Source organism: Flectobacillus longus (genome assembly GCF_030056705.1).
Classification (GTDB): domain Bacteria; phylum Bacteroidota; class Bacteroidia; order Cytophagales; family Spirosomataceae; genus Flectobacillus; species Flectobacillus longus.
In genome coordinates, this window is the sequence record NZ_JASHIC010000023.1 from 39,440 (window position 1) to 58,396 (window position 18,957).

The 18,957-nt window shown below is 37.1% G+C and carries 20 protein-coding genes; 15 read left to right on the forward strand and 5 right to left on the reverse strand.

Annotation, left to right across the window (positions count from 1 at the left end):
* Positions 1-25 precede the first annotated feature (25 nt).
* The 5 genes from rpsD (at position 26) to mnmC2 (ending at position 4,743) form a co-directional block, all read left to right on the forward strand.
* Positions 26-631: a 30S ribosomal protein S4 gene (gene rpsD, locus QM491_RS17150; RefSeq protein ID WP_095160732.1), complete on the forward strand. Its 606-nt coding sequence runs from the start codon at positions 26-28 to the stop codon at positions 629-631.
* Positions 632-930: 299 nt separating this feature from the next.
* Complete coding sequence (locus QM491_RS17155) at positions 931-1,920, forward strand: DNA-directed RNA polymerase subunit alpha (protein ID WP_095160731.1); 990 nt, start codon at positions 931-933, stop codon at positions 1,918-1,920.
* Positions 1,921-2,066: 146 nt separating this feature from the next.
* Positions 2,067-2,585, forward strand: a complete 519-nt coding sequence (rplQ, locus tag QM491_RS17160; RefSeq protein ID WP_283328807.1) for a 50S ribosomal protein L17 — start codon at positions 2,067-2,069, stop codon at positions 2,583-2,585.
* Between the two features lie 237 nt (positions 2,586-2,822).
* Complete coding sequence (carA, locus tag QM491_RS17165) at positions 2,823-3,920, forward strand: glutamine-hydrolyzing carbamoyl-phosphate synthase small subunit (RefSeq protein ID WP_283328808.1); 1,098 nt, start codon at positions 2,823-2,825, stop codon at positions 3,918-3,920.
* Positions 3,921-4,089: 169 nt separating this feature from the next.
* The gene (mnmC2, locus tag QM491_RS17170; protein WP_283328809.1) at positions 4,090-4,743 is read left to right on the forward strand and encodes a tRNA (5-methylaminomethyl-2-thiouridine)(34)-methyltransferase MnmC2; all 654 of its coding nucleotides are present in this window, start codon (positions 4,090-4,092) and stop codon (positions 4,741-4,743) included.
* 34 nt (positions 4,744-4,777) lie between these two features.
* Here mnmC2 and QM491_RS17175 read toward each other — a convergent pair whose 3' ends face one another.
* From QM491_RS17175 to QM491_RS17185, 3 genes are all read right to left on the reverse strand, one after another.
* Positions 4,778-6,196 carry a TonB-dependent receptor gene (locus tag QM491_RS17175; RefSeq protein ID WP_283328810.1) on the reverse strand — a complete coding sequence of 473 codons (1,419 nt, stop codon included), beginning with the start codon at positions 6,194-6,196 and terminating at the stop codon, positions 4,778-4,780.
* A gap of 220 nt (positions 6,197-6,416) precedes the next feature.
* The gene (locus QM491_RS17180; protein ID WP_283328811.1) at positions 6,417-7,265 is read right to left on the reverse strand and encodes an N-acetylglucosamine kinase; all 849 of its coding nucleotides are present in this window, start codon (positions 7,263-7,265) and stop codon (positions 6,417-6,419) included.
* A 79-nt stretch (positions 7,266-7,344) separates the two neighbouring features.
* Positions 7,345-7,575, reverse strand: coding sequence for a cytochrome b5 domain-containing protein (locus QM491_RS17185; protein WP_283328812.1), 231 nt, complete (start codon positions 7,573-7,575; stop codon positions 7,345-7,347).
* Positions 7,576-7,684: 109 nt separating this feature from the next.
* On the opposite strand from QM491_RS17185, the gene QM491_RS17190 reads away from it, so the two are divergent.
* From QM491_RS17190 to QM491_RS17200, 3 genes are all read left to right on the forward strand, one after another.
* Entirely contained in the window at positions 7,685-8,149 is a 465-nt protein-coding gene (locus tag QM491_RS17190; RefSeq protein WP_283328813.1) for a hypothetical protein, read from the forward strand.
* A gap of 105 nt (positions 8,150-8,254) precedes the next feature.
* Positions 8,255-9,280 carry a thiamine-phosphate kinase gene (thiL, locus tag QM491_RS17195; protein WP_283328814.1) on the forward strand — a complete coding sequence of 342 codons (1,026 nt, stop codon included), beginning with the start codon at positions 8,255-8,257 and terminating at the stop codon, positions 9,278-9,280.
* 40 nt (positions 9,281-9,320) lie between these two features.
* The gene (locus tag QM491_RS17200; protein WP_283328815.1) at positions 9,321-9,926 is read left to right on the forward strand and encodes a hypothetical protein; all 606 of its coding nucleotides are present in this window, start codon (positions 9,321-9,323) and stop codon (positions 9,924-9,926) included.
* Positions 9,927-10,169: 243 nt separating this feature from the next.
* On the opposite strand, the gene trxA is transcribed toward QM491_RS17200, so the two are convergent.
* Positions 10,170-10,883, reverse strand: coding sequence for a thioredoxin (gene trxA / locus QM491_RS17205; protein WP_283328816.1), 714 nt, complete (start codon positions 10,881-10,883; stop codon positions 10,170-10,172).
* A gap of 214 nt (positions 10,884-11,097) precedes the next feature.
* On the opposite strand from trxA, the gene eno reads away from it, so the two are divergent.
* The 5 genes from eno (at position 11,098) to gpmI (ending at position 15,846) form a co-directional block, all read left to right on the forward strand.
* Positions 11,098-12,375, forward strand: coding sequence for a phosphopyruvate hydratase (eno, locus tag QM491_RS17210; RefSeq protein WP_283328889.1), 1,278 nt, complete (start codon positions 11,098-11,100; stop codon positions 12,373-12,375).
* Positions 12,376-12,593: 218 nt separating this feature from the next.
* On the forward strand, positions 12,594-12,902 hold the full coding sequence (locus QM491_RS17215; protein ID WP_283328817.1) for an FtsB family cell division protein: 309 nt from the start codon (positions 12,594-12,596) through the stop codon (positions 12,900-12,902).
* 62 nt (positions 12,903-12,964) lie between these two features.
* On the forward strand, positions 12,965-13,498 hold the full coding sequence (locus QM491_RS17220) for a low molecular weight protein-tyrosine-phosphatase (protein ID WP_283328818.1): 534 nt from the start codon (positions 12,965-12,967) through the stop codon (positions 13,496-13,498).
* A 57-nt stretch (positions 13,499-13,555) separates the two neighbouring features.
* Positions 13,556-14,173 (forward strand): DUF1684 domain-containing protein, encoded by a 618-nt coding sequence (locus QM491_RS17225; protein ID WP_283328819.1) that lies wholly within the window; start codon positions 13,556-13,558, stop codon positions 14,171-14,173.
* A gap of 149 nt (positions 14,174-14,322) precedes the next feature.
* Complete coding sequence (gpmI, locus tag QM491_RS17230) at positions 14,323-15,846, forward strand: 2,3-bisphosphoglycerate-independent phosphoglycerate mutase (protein WP_283328820.1); 1,524 nt, start codon at positions 14,323-14,325, stop codon at positions 15,844-15,846.
* A gap of 71 nt (positions 15,847-15,917) precedes the next feature.
* Here the strand turns inward: gpmI and QM491_RS17235 are convergent, their stop codons facing one another.
* Positions 15,918-17,090, reverse strand: coding sequence for an acyltransferase family protein (locus tag QM491_RS17235; RefSeq protein WP_283328821.1), 1,173 nt, complete (start codon positions 17,088-17,090; stop codon positions 15,918-15,920).
* A gap of 209 nt (positions 17,091-17,299) precedes the next feature.
* Here QM491_RS17235 and QM491_RS17240 point away from each other — a divergent pair, with 209 nt between their 5' ends.
* Positions 17,300-17,836 carry a hypothetical protein gene (locus QM491_RS17240; protein WP_283328822.1) on the forward strand — a complete coding sequence of 179 codons (537 nt, stop codon included), beginning with the start codon at positions 17,300-17,302 and terminating at the stop codon, positions 17,834-17,836.
* Between the two features lie 24 nt (positions 17,837-17,860).
* Positions 17,861-18,820 carry a hypothetical protein gene (locus QM491_RS17245; protein WP_283328823.1) on the forward strand — a complete coding sequence of 320 codons (960 nt, stop codon included), beginning with the start codon at positions 17,861-17,863 and terminating at the stop codon, positions 18,818-18,820.
* Positions 18,821-18,957 lie beyond the last annotated feature (137 nt).

Sequence of the window (18,957 nt, forward strand, 5' to 3'; positions counted from 1 at the left end):
CTCATTGACTCAATTTCTTATAATAATGGCAAGATACACAGGTCCAAAATCAAAAATTGCTCGTCGTTTTGGTGAGCCAATCTTAGGTCCAAGCAAAGCGTTGTCACGCAAAAACTACGGTCCAGGTCAACACGGAAAAGGAAAACGTGCTAAGCAATCAGAATATGCTTTGCAGTTGAAAGAGAAACAAAAAGTGAAATACACTTATGGTATTCTTGAAAAACAATTCGAAAATCTTTTCCATAAAGCTGCCGTAAGAGAAGGTATCAAAGGTGAAAACCTTTTGAAACTTTGTGAAGCACGTCTTGACAATACAGTTTATCGTTTAGGTATTGCTCCAACTCGTCGTGCTGCACGTCAGTTGGTTATCCACAAGCATATCCTTGTTGACGGAGAAATTGTTAACATCCCATCATATTCATTAAAGCCAGGACAATTAGTTGGTGTTCGTGAAAAATCGAAGTCATTAGAAGTTATCACTAACTCTCTTGCTGGAAGAGCGGTTAAGCGTTTTAACTGGTTGGAGTGGGAAGCATCTACTTTGACAGGTAAATTCCTTTCTTACCCAGAGAGAAGTGACATTCCTGAAAACTTCAACGAGCAGGCAATCGTCGAGCTTTACTCGAAGTAATCGTAGCTTTAACAAAACTATTTATCTACTTGTTTTGTTAGTTGTAAATACGAAAAACTTTGTTAGCTGTAAAATATCGAATATCAATTTACTTGGTATTCGATATTTTATAAAACGGAGTAGGGTAATTGCCGTTATAATTCTTGCTTTGAAAATTGTATTATAGTAAAAAAAAACAATTTTGTCAAGATTTTTTTCAAAAAATACTCCACAAATTCCTAAAACTCACGAAGTTATTTAGTATATTACGCTCGGTTACTCTATTCTTATAAAATCTAAGATAAATTAAGCTACGAAATATGTCAATATTAGCATTCCAAATGCCCGACAAAGTCGTTATGGAGAAAGCTGACGACTTTCACGGGTTATTTGAGTTTAAGCCTCTCGAAAAAGGCTATGGCGTTACAATCGGTAACGCACTTCGTAGAATCTTGTTGTCTTCACTCGAAGGCTACGCTATCACTAGCGTGAAAGTAGGTGGAGTATTACACGAGTTCTCTGCTATTGAGGGTGTTATTGAGGATATGACTGAGATTATCTTGAACTTGAAAAAAGTTCGTTTTAAGAAAACTCAGGAAATTCTTGAAAACAAAATCAATGTAAGAGTAAAGGGCCAGACTACGTTGACTGCTGGAGACATTAACAAATTTACAAACTATTTTGAAATCCTTAATCCAGATTTAGTAATCTGTAATTTGGACGAGTCGAAAGAGTTTGAAATGGAGATAATCGTTGAAAAAGGTCGTGGTTATGTTCCTGCTGACGAGCCTCGTAATGTAGAGCCTCCATTTGGTCATATCCCAATCGATGCTATCTACACTCCAATTAAAAACGTGAAGTTTAGTGTAGAAAACACACGTGTAGAACAAAAAACTGACTACGAAAAGTTAATCTTGGATATCGAAACTGATGGTTCGATTCATCCTGAGGATGCTTTGAAAGGTGCAGCGTATATATTGATTCAGCATTTCATGTTGTTCTCTGATCAAACAATGACATTCGAAGCTATGAAGGCTGAAGATGAAAATGTAGTGGACGAAGAAATGCTTCACATGAGAAAATTGTTGAAGACACCATTGGCAGATCTTGATTTGTCTGTTCGTGCTTACAACTGTTTGAAATCAGCAGACGTTAGAACTTTAGGCGATCTAGTTAAATTGGAAATTTCTGACATGATGAAATTCCGTAACTTCGGTAAGAAGTCATTAACTGAATTGGAACAATTAGTAGAAGAAAAAGGTCTTCACTTTGGTATGGACGTAGCTCGCTACCGCTTGGATGAAGATTAATAATAGGAAATGCAAAGTTATACTTGGTAAGTCATTACACATTGTATAACTTTGCACTCCAATTTTAACCAGTAGTAATAGGTGGATGCCCCCAAGGTTATCTAACCGCAGCGAAACTCGATTTCGCTTTCAACTTACGAACAATAATGAGACACGGAAAAAAATTCAACCACTTAGGCAGAACTGCCTCTCACAGAGCCGCTTTGTTATCAAACATGGCTTCTTCTTTGATTCTTCACAAAAGAATTCAAACTACTGTTGCAAAAGCTAAAGAATTAAGAAAGTATGTTGAGCCTTTGATTACAAAATCAAAGACTGACGATACTAACAGCCGTCGTGTTGTGTTTTCTTACTTGCAAAGCAAAGAAGCTGTTAAGGAACTATTCGGAACTATCTCTGAGAAAGTTGCTAGCCGCCCAGGTGGATACACAAGAATTATCAAGTTAGGAAATCGTCTTGGTGACAACGCTGATATTTGTTTAATTGAGTTAGTTGACTTCAACGAAACTTTATTGGCTGCTGTTACTGAGAAAGCTGCTAAAACTCGTCGTAGCCGTCGTTCGACTAAGAAAGCTGATGCATCTGGTGCAGAAGTTGTTGCTGAAACTCCAGCTGTTGAAGAAGCTCCTGAAGCTCCAGCTGCTGAAGAAAAATCAGAAGAATAGTCATGATGTAGTCCTGACACTAAAGCCTCAATCGTTTTTGATTGAGGCTTTTTTTTGCGCCCTCTGATGAGCAGTTCTACTCAAACTTTTAATAATTCAAAATTTCAATGGGAAAATGATAAATCTCATTTTCCAAATTTGAAATTGTCATGATATACAAGGAGTTGATTACAAAATCTCTTCATTTTTATTCATTTTCGCTTAACTTTGCATAATTTTTTAACCAAAGAGCAACCAATGAAAGTAACACAAAGCCAACCAGCGATTTTGTTGTTGGAAGACGGCACAGTTTTTAGAGGCAATGCCCTCGGAAAAATCGGGACTAGTGGCGGCGAAATCTGCTTCAATACGGGGATGACTGGGTATCAAGAAATTTATACCGACCCTTCGTACTTTGGACAGGTGATTGTAAACACAACCTCTCACATAGGTAACTATGGTGTAGTCAATGAGCTTGAAGAAGAATCAGCTTCAGTTAAGATTGCAGGGATGGTTTGTAATGAGTTTTCGCCAATTCACTCACGTAAGACTGCTGATGAGTCTTTGCAAGAGTATTTTGAAAAGGCGGGTATCGTAGGTATTTCTGGCATTGACACTCGTCAGGTTGTTAGACATATCCGCGAAAAAGGTGTAATGAACTGTATCATTTCATCTGAAATTTTGGACATAGAAGCTCTTAAGGCCGAACTTGCAAAAGTTCCTCCAATGGAAGGCTTAGAGTTGTCTTCTCAAGTGTGTACTCAAGAGCCTTATTTCTTAGGTGAAGAGGGTGCTGAGAAAAAAGTGGCAGTTCTTGACCTTGGTGTAAAGAAAAGCATTTTGTCTAACTTAACAGACAGAGGTTGTTATTTGAAAGTGTTTCCTGCAAAAACTAGCTTCGCTGAAATGGAAGCATGGGCTCCAGATGGATACTTTATCTCAAATGGTCCTGGCGATCCAGCGGTAATGCCTTATGCAGTTGCAACTGTAAAAGAAATTGTAGAAAACGAAAAACCAACATTTGGTATTTGTTTAGGACACCAAATCTTAGCTCAAGCTTCAGGTTTGTCTACTTATAAAATGAAAAATGGACACCGTGGTTTAAACCACCCTGTAAAGAATCTAATTACAGGTTTATCTGAAATTACTTCTCAAAACCATGGTTTTGCAGTGAGAATGGAAGAGTTAGAGGCTAATCCATCAGTTGAATTGACTCATATCAACCTTAATGATAAAACGGTTGAAGGGTTACGTCGTGTTGATAAGCCCGCATTTTCGGTGCAACATCACCCTGAAGCATCTCCTGGCCCACACGATTCAAGATACTTATTTGATTCTTTTGTGGAAATGTTATAAAATTGTAAGCGGTTCGAATTTCGAACCGCTTTTTTTATAAGGTAAGAGATGAGACATTTTATTAATTATCATATATCACATTGTCTCTTTATCCGTAGTTTATACTTTTCAAAGGCTATTCTTGATTGCAAAATAATAGCACAAGTATGTAGTATTCTATTTGTAAATTATGATAGAGTTAATAGTTACCAAAGATGGTTCACATACGATATTCGACTCAGAGCTTGGAGTTTGGCATCACTCAGTGAATGGAGCTTTACAAGAGTCAACACGAATTTTTATTGAATTAGGCTTGTTAGAAAAAGCTCGTGAAGGAAAAGAAATGAAAATCTTTGAAATGGGCTTTGGCACTGGACTAAATGTGTTGTTGACATTGATTGAGGCTCGAAAGCATAATTATTATATCGATTACACTACTTTAGAGGCATTTCCTTTGCCTGAAGAGAAGTATGAGGCTTTGAACTATGATTTATTATTAGATTCAAATGTATTACAGCAATTACATCAGCTTTCATGGAATCAAAAGCATGATGTCATGAACGGCTTTTCATTGACAAAGATTCAGAATGATTTATTAGAATACCGATTTGCTCAGAAGATGGATTTAGTATATTTTGACGCATATTCTCCCAATACACAGCCAGAGTTGTGGACAGAAGAGGTTTTTCGGAAAATTTATGATGCAATGAATATAGGGGGCGTTTTGATGACTTATTGCTCAAAAACAGTTGTAAGGAAGACTTTGTTGGCCGCTGGTTTTAATGTAGAAAAACACCCAGGACCACGTGGTAAAAGAGAAGTATTAAGGGCAATAAAGGTATAAAAGCGAGCTATCTAGATAGCTCGCTTTTATACCTTTATACTAATTGGCAAGGAAACCCAAATAGACAATTCTCTTTAATCATTTTTGCTACACTTTTAGGAACATAATCTTCCCAACCACTTTCACCCGACTGAATCATTTTTAGAATACTATCCGTGTGGATACTCAAGAGATTTTTGTCGTAATTCAATACATCTTCAAATTTATCATTGTCGAGCATATATTGAAACAATCCTCTGAGATGAGCAGGTGGGCTAAATTCTCTTGATGTAACTACATTACCATCCGAATCTGCCGTTGGATATAGATACAGTTTAATTTTAGTTCCAAAGAGTGTTGCAAAAGCCGCTAAAATACCTCCTGTAAGATTTTGATAGTGTTTCTCTTCGAAGATATAGGCAAGGTTTGGCATACCCATAATCAATGCCATGCGTTTTTGTGTGAATCTGTTCAGATATGAAATGAGCTTATAGTACTCATGAAAATTCGAAATCAATACGGTTTGTCCAAGCGAACACAAAATATCTACACGGTCGAGGAAGTCTTTTTCATTAATTTCCTCATCGCCACTTTGTAGGCTTCTCAATGTAAGTTCTGAGAGTACTACTACTTTATCGTCATCAACATCTGGCTCATTTTCGAATTGCATTTGACCTTTTTTCAACATATCCACAAATACATTGGTTACAGGGCGGAAACGTCCACGAACTGCCAAAATATGTTTTTTGTAGAATGCTTCGGAAGGGTTCATTACGTTGCCATCAGGTCCAAATAATGCAGCATTGGTAAATCCTTTTTTTACAAGGTATAGCGACATCAAACGGTTATCTACATCGGCAAAATCAGGGCCAGCAAAACGAATCATATCAATCTCTATGCGGTCGGTATGAAGGTCGTCCATCAGCGATTGCAAAAGTATTTCGGGTTGTTCATGATAAAAGAAACAACCATACACCAAATTTACACCAATAACGCCCAAAGCCTGTTGCTGAAGAATATTGTCATTATCCTTCATACGTACGTGAATAATCACATCATTGGGTTCAGAATCAGGATGTAACTGAAAGCGAAGTCCAATCCAGCCATGAGGATCATTGGTTTTCTGATAATTCAGAGCCGCTACTGTATCAGCAAAGGCAAAGAACATTTTTTCTGAGGCACTTTCAGTAAGACGAACATTGAGGAGCTTATACTCACGATTGAGCATCTTAACCAAGCGCGGTTCACACACATATCTACCAGAAGGCTCTTCGCCATAAATAGCATCTGAAAATGCCATATCGTAAGCCGAAATCGTTTTGGCAATCGTACCAGAGGCACCACCAGCTTTAAAAAAGTTGGCTGCCACATCTTGACCAGCTCCAATCTCAGCAAAAGAACCGTAAATGCGACGGTCTAGGTTGATACGTAGAGCCTTTTGTTTTGTGCCTAAATTCTTATCGTAAGTAATCATTAACAGTTGATAGTTTGCGGTGACTGGTTGTATAAAGATAACCTAAATTCTCTACTAATTTATATAAATAACCCTAGTTTTAATCTATTTTCTTGAAAAGATACAATTTTAATTAAAAAAATCTTCAGAAAATCAAAACCGAATTAAAATCCAATTAGAAATCAAAAAACTCAGTCAGCTTAGTGTTAGAATCATCATATCTAACCAACATAACTCCTTCTTAATTAGTTTGTTGATGATACAATGTTAGCCCTGCAATGGGTGTTTCGGCAATAATACCAATTGTACATTCCTTACTAGCAGCTACTTGGCGTAGAATATCAGAGTAGTAAAAGGCTACAGAGCCCGTAAAATGAATTTTATATTGACTAACTTCGGGATATTTGAGTAGGTATTTTTCAAAAAAATCCGCAAATGCGTCGAATAATAAACGATAAACAAATGGATGTTGGCGATTATCAAAAAGAAATTTTGAAAAAGAAGCAAAATAACGATTCGGAAAGGGTTTGTGATAAGCATTATCTAGAATCTCAAGGCGGTCTTTGGCACCATATCTTTTCTCAAACTTGTCACGTAAATCCATAGGCAGATCCTTGTGCAGATACGCGAGTACCAATTGTTTGCCCAGATGCCCACCACTTCCTTCGTCACCAAGCCAAAAACCTAATGGCGGAACCTGATGTGCAATTTGTTCACCGTCATAAAAGCAAGAATTAGATCCTGTGCCCAGAATACACACAATACCACTGTGATGCCCAGCTAAGGCTCTTGCTGCCCCCAACATATCGTTGTGAACATGAATGCTGTCACAATCAGGAAACACATTTTTGAAGGCTTCTATTAGTACCTGAGATTTTTCGGAATTGGTAATACCGGTACCATAGTAATAAATCTCGCTTATGGATTCGTGAACTTTTGGTAAAAGTTGCCCTCTGAGCTCGTCAGCGATAGAGGTACTATCTTGATAATAGGGATTGAATCCGATAGTTTTGACTTGCTGAATACTGGCATCAGATGCCACAAGACGCCAATCTGTTTTACTAGATCCACTGTCTGCGATTAGAATCATTGTTTTTTAGTTTATTTTGAAAGTAAATAGCACTTCCATACAACCTTTTTGAGAAAAAAATAGTCATAATAAATGTTGATTAAGCTAGTTGACCAATTACGGTAAACTTCTCAAAAACAGAGTCATTATGTGGTGCACTGGTTAATTCAGAAGTAAGATCTTGTCCAGCCCAATGCTCGTAATGCTTACCATTTTTCCAAAGGCGAGACTTGCCAACATCATAAATAAGTCCTTTGTAAGCAATCCAAATTTCTTCACGGTCTTGACCGTTGCGTAACGCGAGTTGTGATTTGGTAAAGGTTGGTAACATAGTATAGTAAATGTCGGGGGGATTATTAGATGCAAAAATTCATTATCTCTTTGTTGAATTCAACTAATTTTATCTATTTTTATCAAAAAAATTAAAATTTTAAATAGTTATGAAAAAAATATTGACCCTATTGCCTTTAATCGTATTAATAGCTGGCGCACTTTGGGGCTGCGGAGGTAAAAATACTGAGCCCACAGTTGAGGAAAAATTAACACGTGTTTGGACAGCAAAAGTTGTAAAAGAAGGCTCAGATATCGTTTACGATAAAACAGCTTCAAGCAACAAAATACCAGGCTATGCCAACTACAAATTAGATCTTACTAGTAAAACTGCTGCTAAATTAACTGAAAAAGACGGTGTGACATTTACAGGAACATGGTCTATTTCAACAGATAATACTACTTTGACTATCTCTAACTTGACAAGCTCGTCGGGTGTTCCAACTGGTACAAATGGTACATTAGCTTATAAAGTTATTGGCACTCCAACTACAGCAGCAATTACTCTCGAAACAGCAACAGCTTATATAAAGGCTAGTAATACAATTGCAAATTATCAATTGACAAATCCTTAAATCAAACTTGATATATACTTTGAGGCCGTTCGACTAGCTTGGACGGCTTTTTTTTTGATATAGTACAAAATTGCTCGGCACTAAAAGACTGATTAACTTTGCAATATGGAAACAAGAACTGAATTGAGTACAATTGGCGAATTTGGATTAATTAAAAGAATCGCCGAAAAATTTCCGATAGTGCAATCTGGCTCTATCAAAGGTATTGGAGACGACGCCGCTGTTGTAGATACAGAGGGTAAAAAATTATTAATTTCGACAGACTTATTAATGGAGGGAGTACATTTTGACTTGGCTTACACTCCCCTGCGCCATTTGGGTTATAAGGCTGTAGCTGTGAATGTTTCGGATATTGCTGCCATGAATGGAATTCCTAACCAAATAACAGTAAGTTTGGGGTTGAGTAACCGTTTTTCGGTAGAAGCCATTGAAGAATTATATGAAGGAATCAAAATAGCTTGTGAAGAGTATAATATAGATTTGATAGGAGGAGATACTTCTTCATCGAGAGGGGGATTGGCTATATCTATTACAGTTCTTGGAACTGCCGATGAGCACCAAATCGTGTACCGCAATACAGCCCAAAAAGGGGATATTGTTTGTGTAACAGGCGACCTTGGCGCTGCTTTCATGGGCTTACAGGTATTGGAAAGAGAAAAGCAGGTTTTCATGGCAAACCCAGATATGCAACCAGAACTTAGCGATAAAGATTATGTTGTAGAGCGTCAATTAAAACCGACTGCTCGTATGGATGTGATTCATGAGTTAAGAGCCTTAGATGTAATTCCTACGGCTATGATTGATGTATCGGATGGTTTGGCAGCAGAACTACTTCATATCTGTAAAAACTCTGGTATTGGAGGAGTGATTTTTGAAGATAAAATGCCAATCGATGACCAAACATACTTGACTGGTACAGAATTGAATTTTAGTCCGATGACAGCCGCATTGAATGGAGGCGAAGACTACGAGTTATTATTTACAGTAAGTCAAGAAGATTATCAGAAAATCGAACAAGTAAGCGAAATCACGCCAATTGGTTATATTACTAACGAAGTTGAAGGCGCACATATCATGATGAAGTCAGGTAGTTTAGTAAAATTGACTTCGCCTGGTTACGAGCATTTTTAATAATTTCACGAGATTTTCGAATATCCAATCATTCCTAGCCATGTTATTGCAGATTAATGTTACTGAATTAGGTTCTTTCTTAAAATACGGAGTAACAGGTTTGAGTGCCATCGCATTTATTCTTTCGTATTTCTTATTGTTTAGAGAAAGTAGTCGTCCCAAACCCAGACCTGAAATTATCAAGACGATTCGTTTGTTTATGTGGGTAACGGTCATACTTGGGGTTGTGTCGGGGGTATCTTCAATTCTAAAGCCTGATACCTCTGGAGATACAATAGTGGTGTCTAAGCCTAAAAGAATAAGTCCCCAAAAAGTAGTTCCGCATAACTCATTGGCATCATCGAGCGATGAATATACGGTAGAGATTTTTTATGAAAATCCTAAAAGGGCTTTGGCAGAAGATTTGGCTGATGTGTTGAAAGATAAAACTTCCTACGAGGTGAAAGTGTCGGCATTGTCAACTACTAAAAAAAGCTCTCTCAAAATAACTAGTTGTCAGATTCGACATGAGTTACAGGAATCAAAAATTGCGGGCAAGCTTAAAAGTATTGCCGAAAATGTTTTACAAGACGATGGCGTAGAATTTAAGTTGAAACAAATAACATCAAGCTCTCCTAATTATGTGAGTATGTTTGTTTGTAAGTAACAATAAACATGAGTCATCCCGAATTTTAAGATTAAGGTTATTCTTCAAATTTTCAACAAAAAAGCGGTCGAAAAATATTTTTCAACCGCTTTTTTGTTGCTACTATACTAGATTTTATTCAGCTCAAGACGCAATCATTGCGTCTCTACTACTAGAATACAAATTTTAACATAATCACTCATCCGCTCAATCACTAAATCACTAAATTAGAGATGACACATGTTTATGGCAATTATCTACTTTTTACAAATATTGAGTAAATAGTTTTTTCAAAGCAGATTCTTCCTGATATCCAATAGCACGCATTTTTTGTGTACCATCTTTAAAGATTAAAAACGTCGGAATTTCGTCAATATGATATTTTGTTAGAATAGCGCGATTGGCATCGGCATCGACTTTTACAATTAATACCTTTCCTTTGTATTCCTCAGAAAGTTTTTCTACGGCTGGCATCATTTTGATACATGGTCCGCACCAAGGAGCAAAAAAGTCTAAAACCACTACAGAATGTTGAGATAACATACTCTCGAGTTCAGTATCGCTAATAGCTTTGCTGTTAGAAACCTCCTTGCTTCCTTCTATAGGTTTCATTTTGGTCGTCCATTTCAAATATCCACCTTGTAAGTCATATACTTGTGAAAAACCGCTTTTGCGAAGCGCTTCTGTAGCAGCGGCACTTCGTCCTCCTGATAAGCAATAGACAAAGACTGGTTTAGTTTTATCGAGAGTTTTGATTTTTTCCTGAAAATCAGCCCCACGATAATCAATGTTGGTTGCTTTGGGTAAATGCCCCCCTCCATATTCGCCTGAAGTACGTACATCAATTAATTGAGCTCCAGTAGATTCAGAATATTTTTTTTCAAAATCCTCTACGGACAAAACTTGTGCATGGGAAAAACTATAAAATCCCAAATAAACGATTGTAAATAATATAATTTTAGAAATAATATTTTTCATTTTTTTGTGCATTGACATTAATAGATTATGAAACAATTGGAAAAGTACAAGGAATCTTGAAAAAACACTTATTTTTGTGAGAAAATTATTCCTTTTTACTGGGTTGATAGAGGAAAATTTGACGAACTTACAGTCAAATTCATTTAGAGATACATCTCAAGAATCATTTCCCCTAAATTCACAAGTTTTTAACCAAAAACAAAAATTACAAAAGATGAGTGCTATTCAGTATGTTCATGCTAGACAAATCTTGGATTCACGTGGTAATCCAACAGTAGAAGTAGATATTCGCACAGAAGCTGGTGCTTTTGGTCGTGCAGCTGTTCCATCAGGTGCATCTACAGGTATTCACGAAGCTGTTGAGTTACGCGATGAAGATAAATCAGTTTATGTTGGAAAAGGTGTATTGAAAGCCGTAGAAAACGTAAATGAGGCTATTGCTGCGGAAATTCTAGGCATCGAAGTAACAGAGCAAAACCTTATTGACAAATTGATGATTGAACTCGACGGTACTGCTAACAAAGGCAAGTTGGGTGCAAACGCAATCTTGGGTGTATCTTTGGCAGTAGCTAAAGCAGCAGCACAAGAGTCTGGTTTATCTCTTTATCGTTATGTAGGTGGTACAAACGCAAACACTTTGCCAGTACCAATGATGAACATCTTGAATGGTGGTTCACACGCTGATAACTCAATCGACTTCCAAGAGTTTATGGTAATGCCTGCAAAAGCTGAGTCTTTCTCTCACGCTTTGCGTATGGGTACTGAAGTTTTCCACGCTTTGAAAGGTGTATTGAAATCTAAAGGTTATTCTACAAACGTAGGTGACGAAGGTGGTTTTGCTCCAAACATCAAATCAAACGAGGAGGCTATCGAAATCGTATTGCAATCAATCGAAAAAGCTGGCTACAAACCAGGTGAAGAAATCTTCATCGCTATGGATGCTGCTGCTTCGGAATTCTATAACGAAGAAACTGGTCTTTATACATTCAAGAAATCTGATGGTAAGCAATTAAACTCTATGGAGATGGCTGCTTACTGGAAAACTTGGGCTGACAAATACCCAATTATCTCTATCGAAGATGGTATGGCTGAAGATGACTGGGCTGGTTGGGCTGAGCAAACTAAATTAATTGGTAGCAAATGCCAGTTAGTTGGTGATGACTTATTTGTAACTAACGTAAAACGTTTGCAAATGGGTATCGAAAAAGGTGTAGCTAACGCTGTATTGGTGAAAGTAAACCAAATCGGTTCTTTGACTGAAACTATCGATACAATCAACTTGGCTAAACGTAACTCATACAAAAACATCATGTCTCACCGTTCTGGTGAAACTGAAGATGCTACAATTGCTGACTTGGCAGTAGCATTGAACACAGGTCAAATCAAAACTGGTTCGGCTTCTCGTTCTGACCGTATGGCTAAATACAACCAATTGCTTCGTATCGAGGAAGAATTAGGCGCTAACGCTTACTTCCCAGGTTTGAAATTCTAATTGGGAAAACCATATTTACAAAAAGACTGGCAAAGCAATTTGCTGGTCTTTTTTTTTAGATTCGCCACAGGATGATAACTCTTGTCAACACTCCACAAATTAGCTCTTATTTTTGAGTTTAATGATAGACAATAAACAAGTGCAAATTCTCTGATTCGGTTTACTGATAGCCAAATAAATATGATAATTTTACATGATTGAATAATCTATATAATCCTATGATACGTTTGTTGTTCACAAAATACCGATTTTATACATTGAGCTTTATGGCTTTGACAGGGTGGATGTTAGTTTTTGATGATAACGACATTTGGACTCAGTTTAAAAGACGTGGAGAGTTGAGTCGTTTGGAAGACGAGAAAGTCTATTACCAAGAAAAACTTAAAGAAGTTCAACGAGAGCGAGAGGAGGTATTGGGTAACCCTAAATTAATAGAGAAATACGCAAGAGAAAAATACTTGATGAAAAAGCCTAAAGAAGAAATTTATATTTTAGTGGATGGCGATAATCAGCCTGTAGAGAAGTAATAAATTTTGAAGATATCGAAGAGAATCACAAAACCTCAATATCATTACCCTTTTTGAATTATATGATTAAAGTCCTGTTTGTTTGTACTGGAAATATTTGTCGTTCGCCGATTGCGGAGGAAACATTCAGACATGCTGTAAAAAAACGAAATTTACAAAGAGTTGTCCAATGCGATTCGGCTGCTACACATAGCTATCACATTGGCGAATTACCCGATCATCGTACTCGTAAAAACGCTAGTAGTCATGATATAGAATTACTTCATCGTTGTCGTAAACTGACTGGAGAAGATTTCTCCGTATTTGATTATATCGTAGGTATGGACGACTACAATATGGATAACATCCAGTCTATCTCGTATAGAGCTACGGGAATGCATCAACCTGAAGAGATTTGTTTTTTGTATCGTCGTTTCGACCCAGAGGTCGCTATCCCCAATCGAGATTTTCCTATAGATTCTACCGAGTATAAAATCCCTGAAGTTCCAGACCCTTATTATGGACAAAATGAAGATTTTGAAAATGTCTATCAAATTGTGAGTCGTTGTGCGGAGGAGTTTTTAGATTTTTTGGTTAGAACACATGGATTGCAATAAGTTATTTGAATATAGAAAAATTGAGACTTTTCTTGAAACGCCTAAAACCCGAAATTTATGGTGAAGCACGTCAAAATAATATTGATAGGCCTATGTCTTGCCTCCAATACTCATGCGCAAGTATGGAAAGATTCGGTGGAAGTTTTTCGTGAAAAATATAAAAAAGCGTTTCTAGAAGAAGCTAATAGTCCTCTCAAAGCAGATGATTTACAGTATCTCCAGTTTTACGAACCAGATTCTTTGTACCAAGTAGAAGGAAGTTTTTCTAAAATAAGTGATGGAACTATATTCAAGATTCCAACTTCAAATGGGAAATTCAAGGAGTATGTCAAATACGGAGAAGTAAGTTTTGCTATTAATGGCAAAGCTTTAAAGCTGAATGTCTATCGGAGTTTAGCTTTGATGCAAATACCCAAATATCGAGATTATTTGTTTGTGCCTATCAAAGATCAAACTTCTGGTAAGGAAACCTACGGTGCTGGACGGTACTTAGATGCAAGCCTGAAAGATATTAAAGAAGGAAAAATACAATTAGATTTTAATAAACTCTATAACCCTTATTGTGCTTTTAGCGAAGGGTATAGCTGCCCGATTCCTCCTAAAGAAAATCATCTACCTATTCGAATTGAAGCAGGAGAAAAATTGTTTTTAAAAGAAAAGGGTAATAATCACTAATTCCAGTGAGTAATGATAGGGTAGTTGAGTGTAAGTCGAAGACTATTTTCCCTAAAAAGGATTAACTTGCATAAAAATCCCTTTTGACGGTCGTTCTTCACAAAGTTCGGCCTGAATAAATAATAATAACCAATTAACCAAAAAATTACGTGAACAAGAAGGTCGTATTAATGATTTTGGATGGCTGGGGTATCGGTACTAAGCCAGAAGTATCGGCGATTGAAGCCGCTAAAACGCCATTCATGGATTCTTTATATACAAAGTATCCACATTCTAAATTGGAAGCCTCAGGTTTGGCTGTAGGTTTGCCAGCTGGTCAGATGGGTAATTCAGAGGTAGGTCACATGAACTTGGGTGCAGGGCGTGTAGTTTACCAAAACTTAGTAAGAATTAACAAAGCAGTTGACGAAGGTACATTGGCTCAAGAGCCAGTATTGGCAGAGGCTTTTGAATATGCAAAATCAAATGGGAAGAAAGTACACTTGATCGGTTTGGTATCAAACGGTGGTGTTCACTCTCATATCAATCACCTAAAAGCACTTTGTACTGCGGCTAATACAGCAGGAGTAGAGGAGGCTTACGTTCATGCTTTCACAGACGGTCGTGATACCGACCCTAAATCGGGCGTAGCTTTCTTGACCGAATTGCAAGCACATATTGCTACTACAGGTACAAAAATCGCTTCGGTAACAGGACGTTACTATGCAATGGACCGCGACAACCGTTGGGAGCGTGTGAAATTGGCGTATGATGCCATGGTAAAAGGAATAGGTGAAAAAGTAGCTGCTTCTGGTTTAATTGATGCGATTTCTGCTTCGTATGAGGCAGGTGTAACAGATGAGTTCATCAAGCCAATTATCGTAGAGGAAAACGGTGCTCCTGTGGCAACTATTGCTGAGGGAGACGTAGTACTTTGTTTCAATTTCCGTACCGACCGTGGTCGTGAAATTACGCAAGCCCTAACACAGCGTGATTTCCCTGAGCAAGATATGCAAAAACTATCTTTGTACTACTTGACAATGACCGAATACGATAAGTCATTTGAAGGTGTAAAAGTAGTATTTGACGATAGCAATATTCCAATGACTTTGGGTGAAGTATTGCAAAATGCAGGCAAAAAACAAATCCGTATGGCGGAGACAGAAAAGTATCCACACGTTACTTTCTTCTTCTCTGGCGGTCGCGAAGAGCCATTTGTAGGACAGACCAATATCATGCGTGCTTCGCCAAAGGTAGCAACTTATGATTTAGCTCCTGAGATGTCTGCCCCGGAATTACGTGATGCTTTGATTCCTGAATTGGAAAAAGAAGAAGTAGATTTCGTATGTTTGAACTTTGCGAACCCTGACATGGTAGGTCATACTGGCGTTTTCTCTGCCGTAGTTAAGGCTGTAGAAACAGTAGACCAATGTGCTCAAGCGGTTGTAGAAGCTGGTTTGAAACATGGTTACTCTTTTATCATTATAGCTGACCACGGTAACGCAGACTTCATGATTAACGAAGATGGTTCGCCAAACACAGCGCACTCAACTAACTTGGTGCCATGTATTTTGGTCGATAACGAATACAGTAACCCAATCAAAGATGGTAAATTGGGCGATATTGCTCCAACCATTTTGGAATTGATTGGCGTAGCGCAACCAAAAGAAATGACAGGTGTAAGCTTGTTGTAATTTAGGGAAAATATTTTATCGAATCCCCGTGTAGATATGATTTACACGGGGATTTGTTGTTTTCAAGAATTCTATATCCTTATAAATATCTTCTTTTTATACAACCAATTTAGAATCAGCCAATAAATCAGTAACATCAATCCTCCATGGATTAAGGTTTGGTACGAATCCCCTAAGATATTAGCGTAATTTTCACCAAGATGAATTTTCAAGGATTTTGAGATATAAACGCCTAAGGCATCAGCAATACAATAAGCTGCTATAGAGTTCATTCCAATAACCTTTAAAAAATAGGCATCTGTAGATTGCTTAATATCGATGACCCAATAAAAAAATGCCAAAAGTAAAAAGCACCAACCACCGCTAAAAATCACCCAAGTTGGCGTCCAAATACGTTTTACATTTGGGCATATTCCTAAAGTATCAAGCATTGTACCTAAAACCAGTCCTGAGACACCTAAAATTAAAAAACGCTTTAGCTTCTCTTGAGATGAGCTACTCGACAAGAAGATATTACCAGCCAATAAACCCAAAATCATCGTTCCTAATGTGGGAATAAAACTTAAAGTTGCATAACCACCTCCATTGAATAAAAAGGGTTTTTCTCTTGGAAAAAGATTGAGAAACCATTGGTCAAATGCCCATGCTAAATTGGTGTTTTTGTTCCAATGGGCAGCAAACCCAGATAGGTTATATTCCCAATCTTTCGTAACACCTGCATCGGCATAATTAAAGTTGGCGTCAGGTAAGGGATATAGCGCAAACGCTAGCCAATATCCTATTAAAATTATTACAAGAGCTGTTATCTGAATTTTCTGCGAACGAAATGCCAATAAAAATAAAAAGGTATATCCTAATCCAATTTGACTGAGGGTATCTTCAAAGGTAAAATAGGTTTGTGTTTTATATTGAGAACGTAAAAATATACCAAGGACAATTAAGATGAGTGAGCGTTTGATTGTATGCCAAAGTGCTTGACTAAAAGAACCTCCTTTACTGAGTCGGTTTGCTACAGAATATGGTAATACTACGCCTACCAGAAATGAAAAAGAGGGTTGAATCAAATCGTGTAAGGCGCACCCAACCCATTCGACATGGTCTTGGTGATGTCCTAGAAAAGCCCAGAAAGAGCTATTAGGAAGTGCTTTGGCAACGTCGCCAAGATGAAGCACTTCGGCCATCATGAGTAGCATAACAAATCCACGGTAGATGTCAGCGGAGGCAAGTCGATTTTGAGATGTCATTTGTTTAGGGATTAGCTCTCAATATATCCAAATGCTCAGATATTTCTGATAGGGTATATGCTGAATCGCGTGTATCGATTCAATATTTTATGATAAATCTATTTGAAATCAAGAGTCAGAAAAAAAATACTGCTCTTTCTTATCTTGCTAATGAATTATTACGCTTAGACAAGGAACGACATAAAAGGCTTTTGTGTTAATTTTGTATCATGAAAAACATTCTAGCTAGTTTATTTTTAATGCTTTCTGTAATGGCTTGTAATCAGCAAGTAGAGCAAAGCAGTATCAGATATTTTGACCTAAAAGGTACTTTCGAAACACAAATCAAAGAACTATCTCAACGCAAACCTGCTGTTCAAAAATCAGTAAAGGTTGGTACTACAACTGATGCCCAGACTAAAGTCATTCAAGATTGGGAAAAGGAATTGGACTTTTTTATTCAAGCAGATTTAAACAAGCCTGCTTTTATCAATAGTTATCAAATTACCCAAAATGACTCTTTGGTTGTTTACAAACTCAAACCTACCGAGACACAATTAGTAAAGGAAATAAAGCTGACGCTGAAACACGGAGAGCTTCAAAGAGTATATGCTTTGCTGTCGGACGAGAATTATTTATACAAAACTCGAAAAGAAATCAAAGCTGATTTTGCCCAAAAGCAACTCAAGCATTATGAAATTGATGGATTTCAACAATTAGTATTTGGGGAGAAAAAAGCTTACCAAATCAAAGCAACTATTCAGTAAAGTCCAATCTTCAATTATTCTAGTATGTTACAAAAGTTTTGGCTCAAGCTGGCGTTGATTATCACGATTCCATTGATGTCATTGAGTCTGATGGCTTATATGGTCGATTCGGGATTACGAAAATCAAATCATACAGCATTAGCCGAATGGAATGCGTTATTCAATGCCAAAATCAATGCTGATTTGCTGATTTTAGGGTCTTCAAGAGCGGCTTTTCATATTTCTCCTTATATTTTGGATACTACATTACGACTCAATTCCTACAATTTGGGTATGTCTGCTTGGCGATTTGATATGCAATGGACTCGTTTTAAGTTGTATTTAGAACATAATAAGGCTCCAAAATACATTGTGCACAATGTGGATTTGTATGGCTTTGCGAAGCGTAAAAATTTGGTAGATTATCAACAGTTTTTACCCTATCTCAACGAACCGCTCCTGATGAATAACCTGACAGGTATAAAAGGCGAGTTTAATAATTTTCAAAAATATATGCCCATGTATAAATATGCCAATGATTGGGATTTAGCTTGGGAAGGTTTTAAGTGCTATGCTGGTGTACCTAATGTGGCTCATACAAACAAGTATAAAGGCTATCAAGGTAATGATATACCATGGGATAATCAGTTTGAAAAGTTTAAGAAAAAATACCCCAAAGGTATTAATTATGCTATTGAAAAGGATGTAAAGACAAGTTTTGAGGAATATCTACAGTTTTGTCAGAAGAAAGGAATAAAAGTTATTTTGGTGTATGCCCCTGAATATTTCGAAGTACAACCTTTTTATAAGAATAAGAACTCATTCAATATACTTTGCCAGAACGCCGTTAATAAATACGGATGTACTTTCTTAGACTATACCAATGATTCTTTATGTTTTGAGAAAAAATGGTTTTATAATTCTCAACATCTCAATAAAAAAGGAGCGGAGGTTTTCTCAGCAAAGCTGGCAAAAGATTTGAAGAAGCTAGGAGTGGGAAGATAAAGCGCAATCTGAATAAATATAAATCATCTCAAATTTAGTGAGTTGTGATTGAGTGATTTTTATGAAATTTGTATTCTAGCGGTAGAGACGTAATACTTTACGTCTAAAACCGAGTCAGAGAGAACATAGTTGTATTA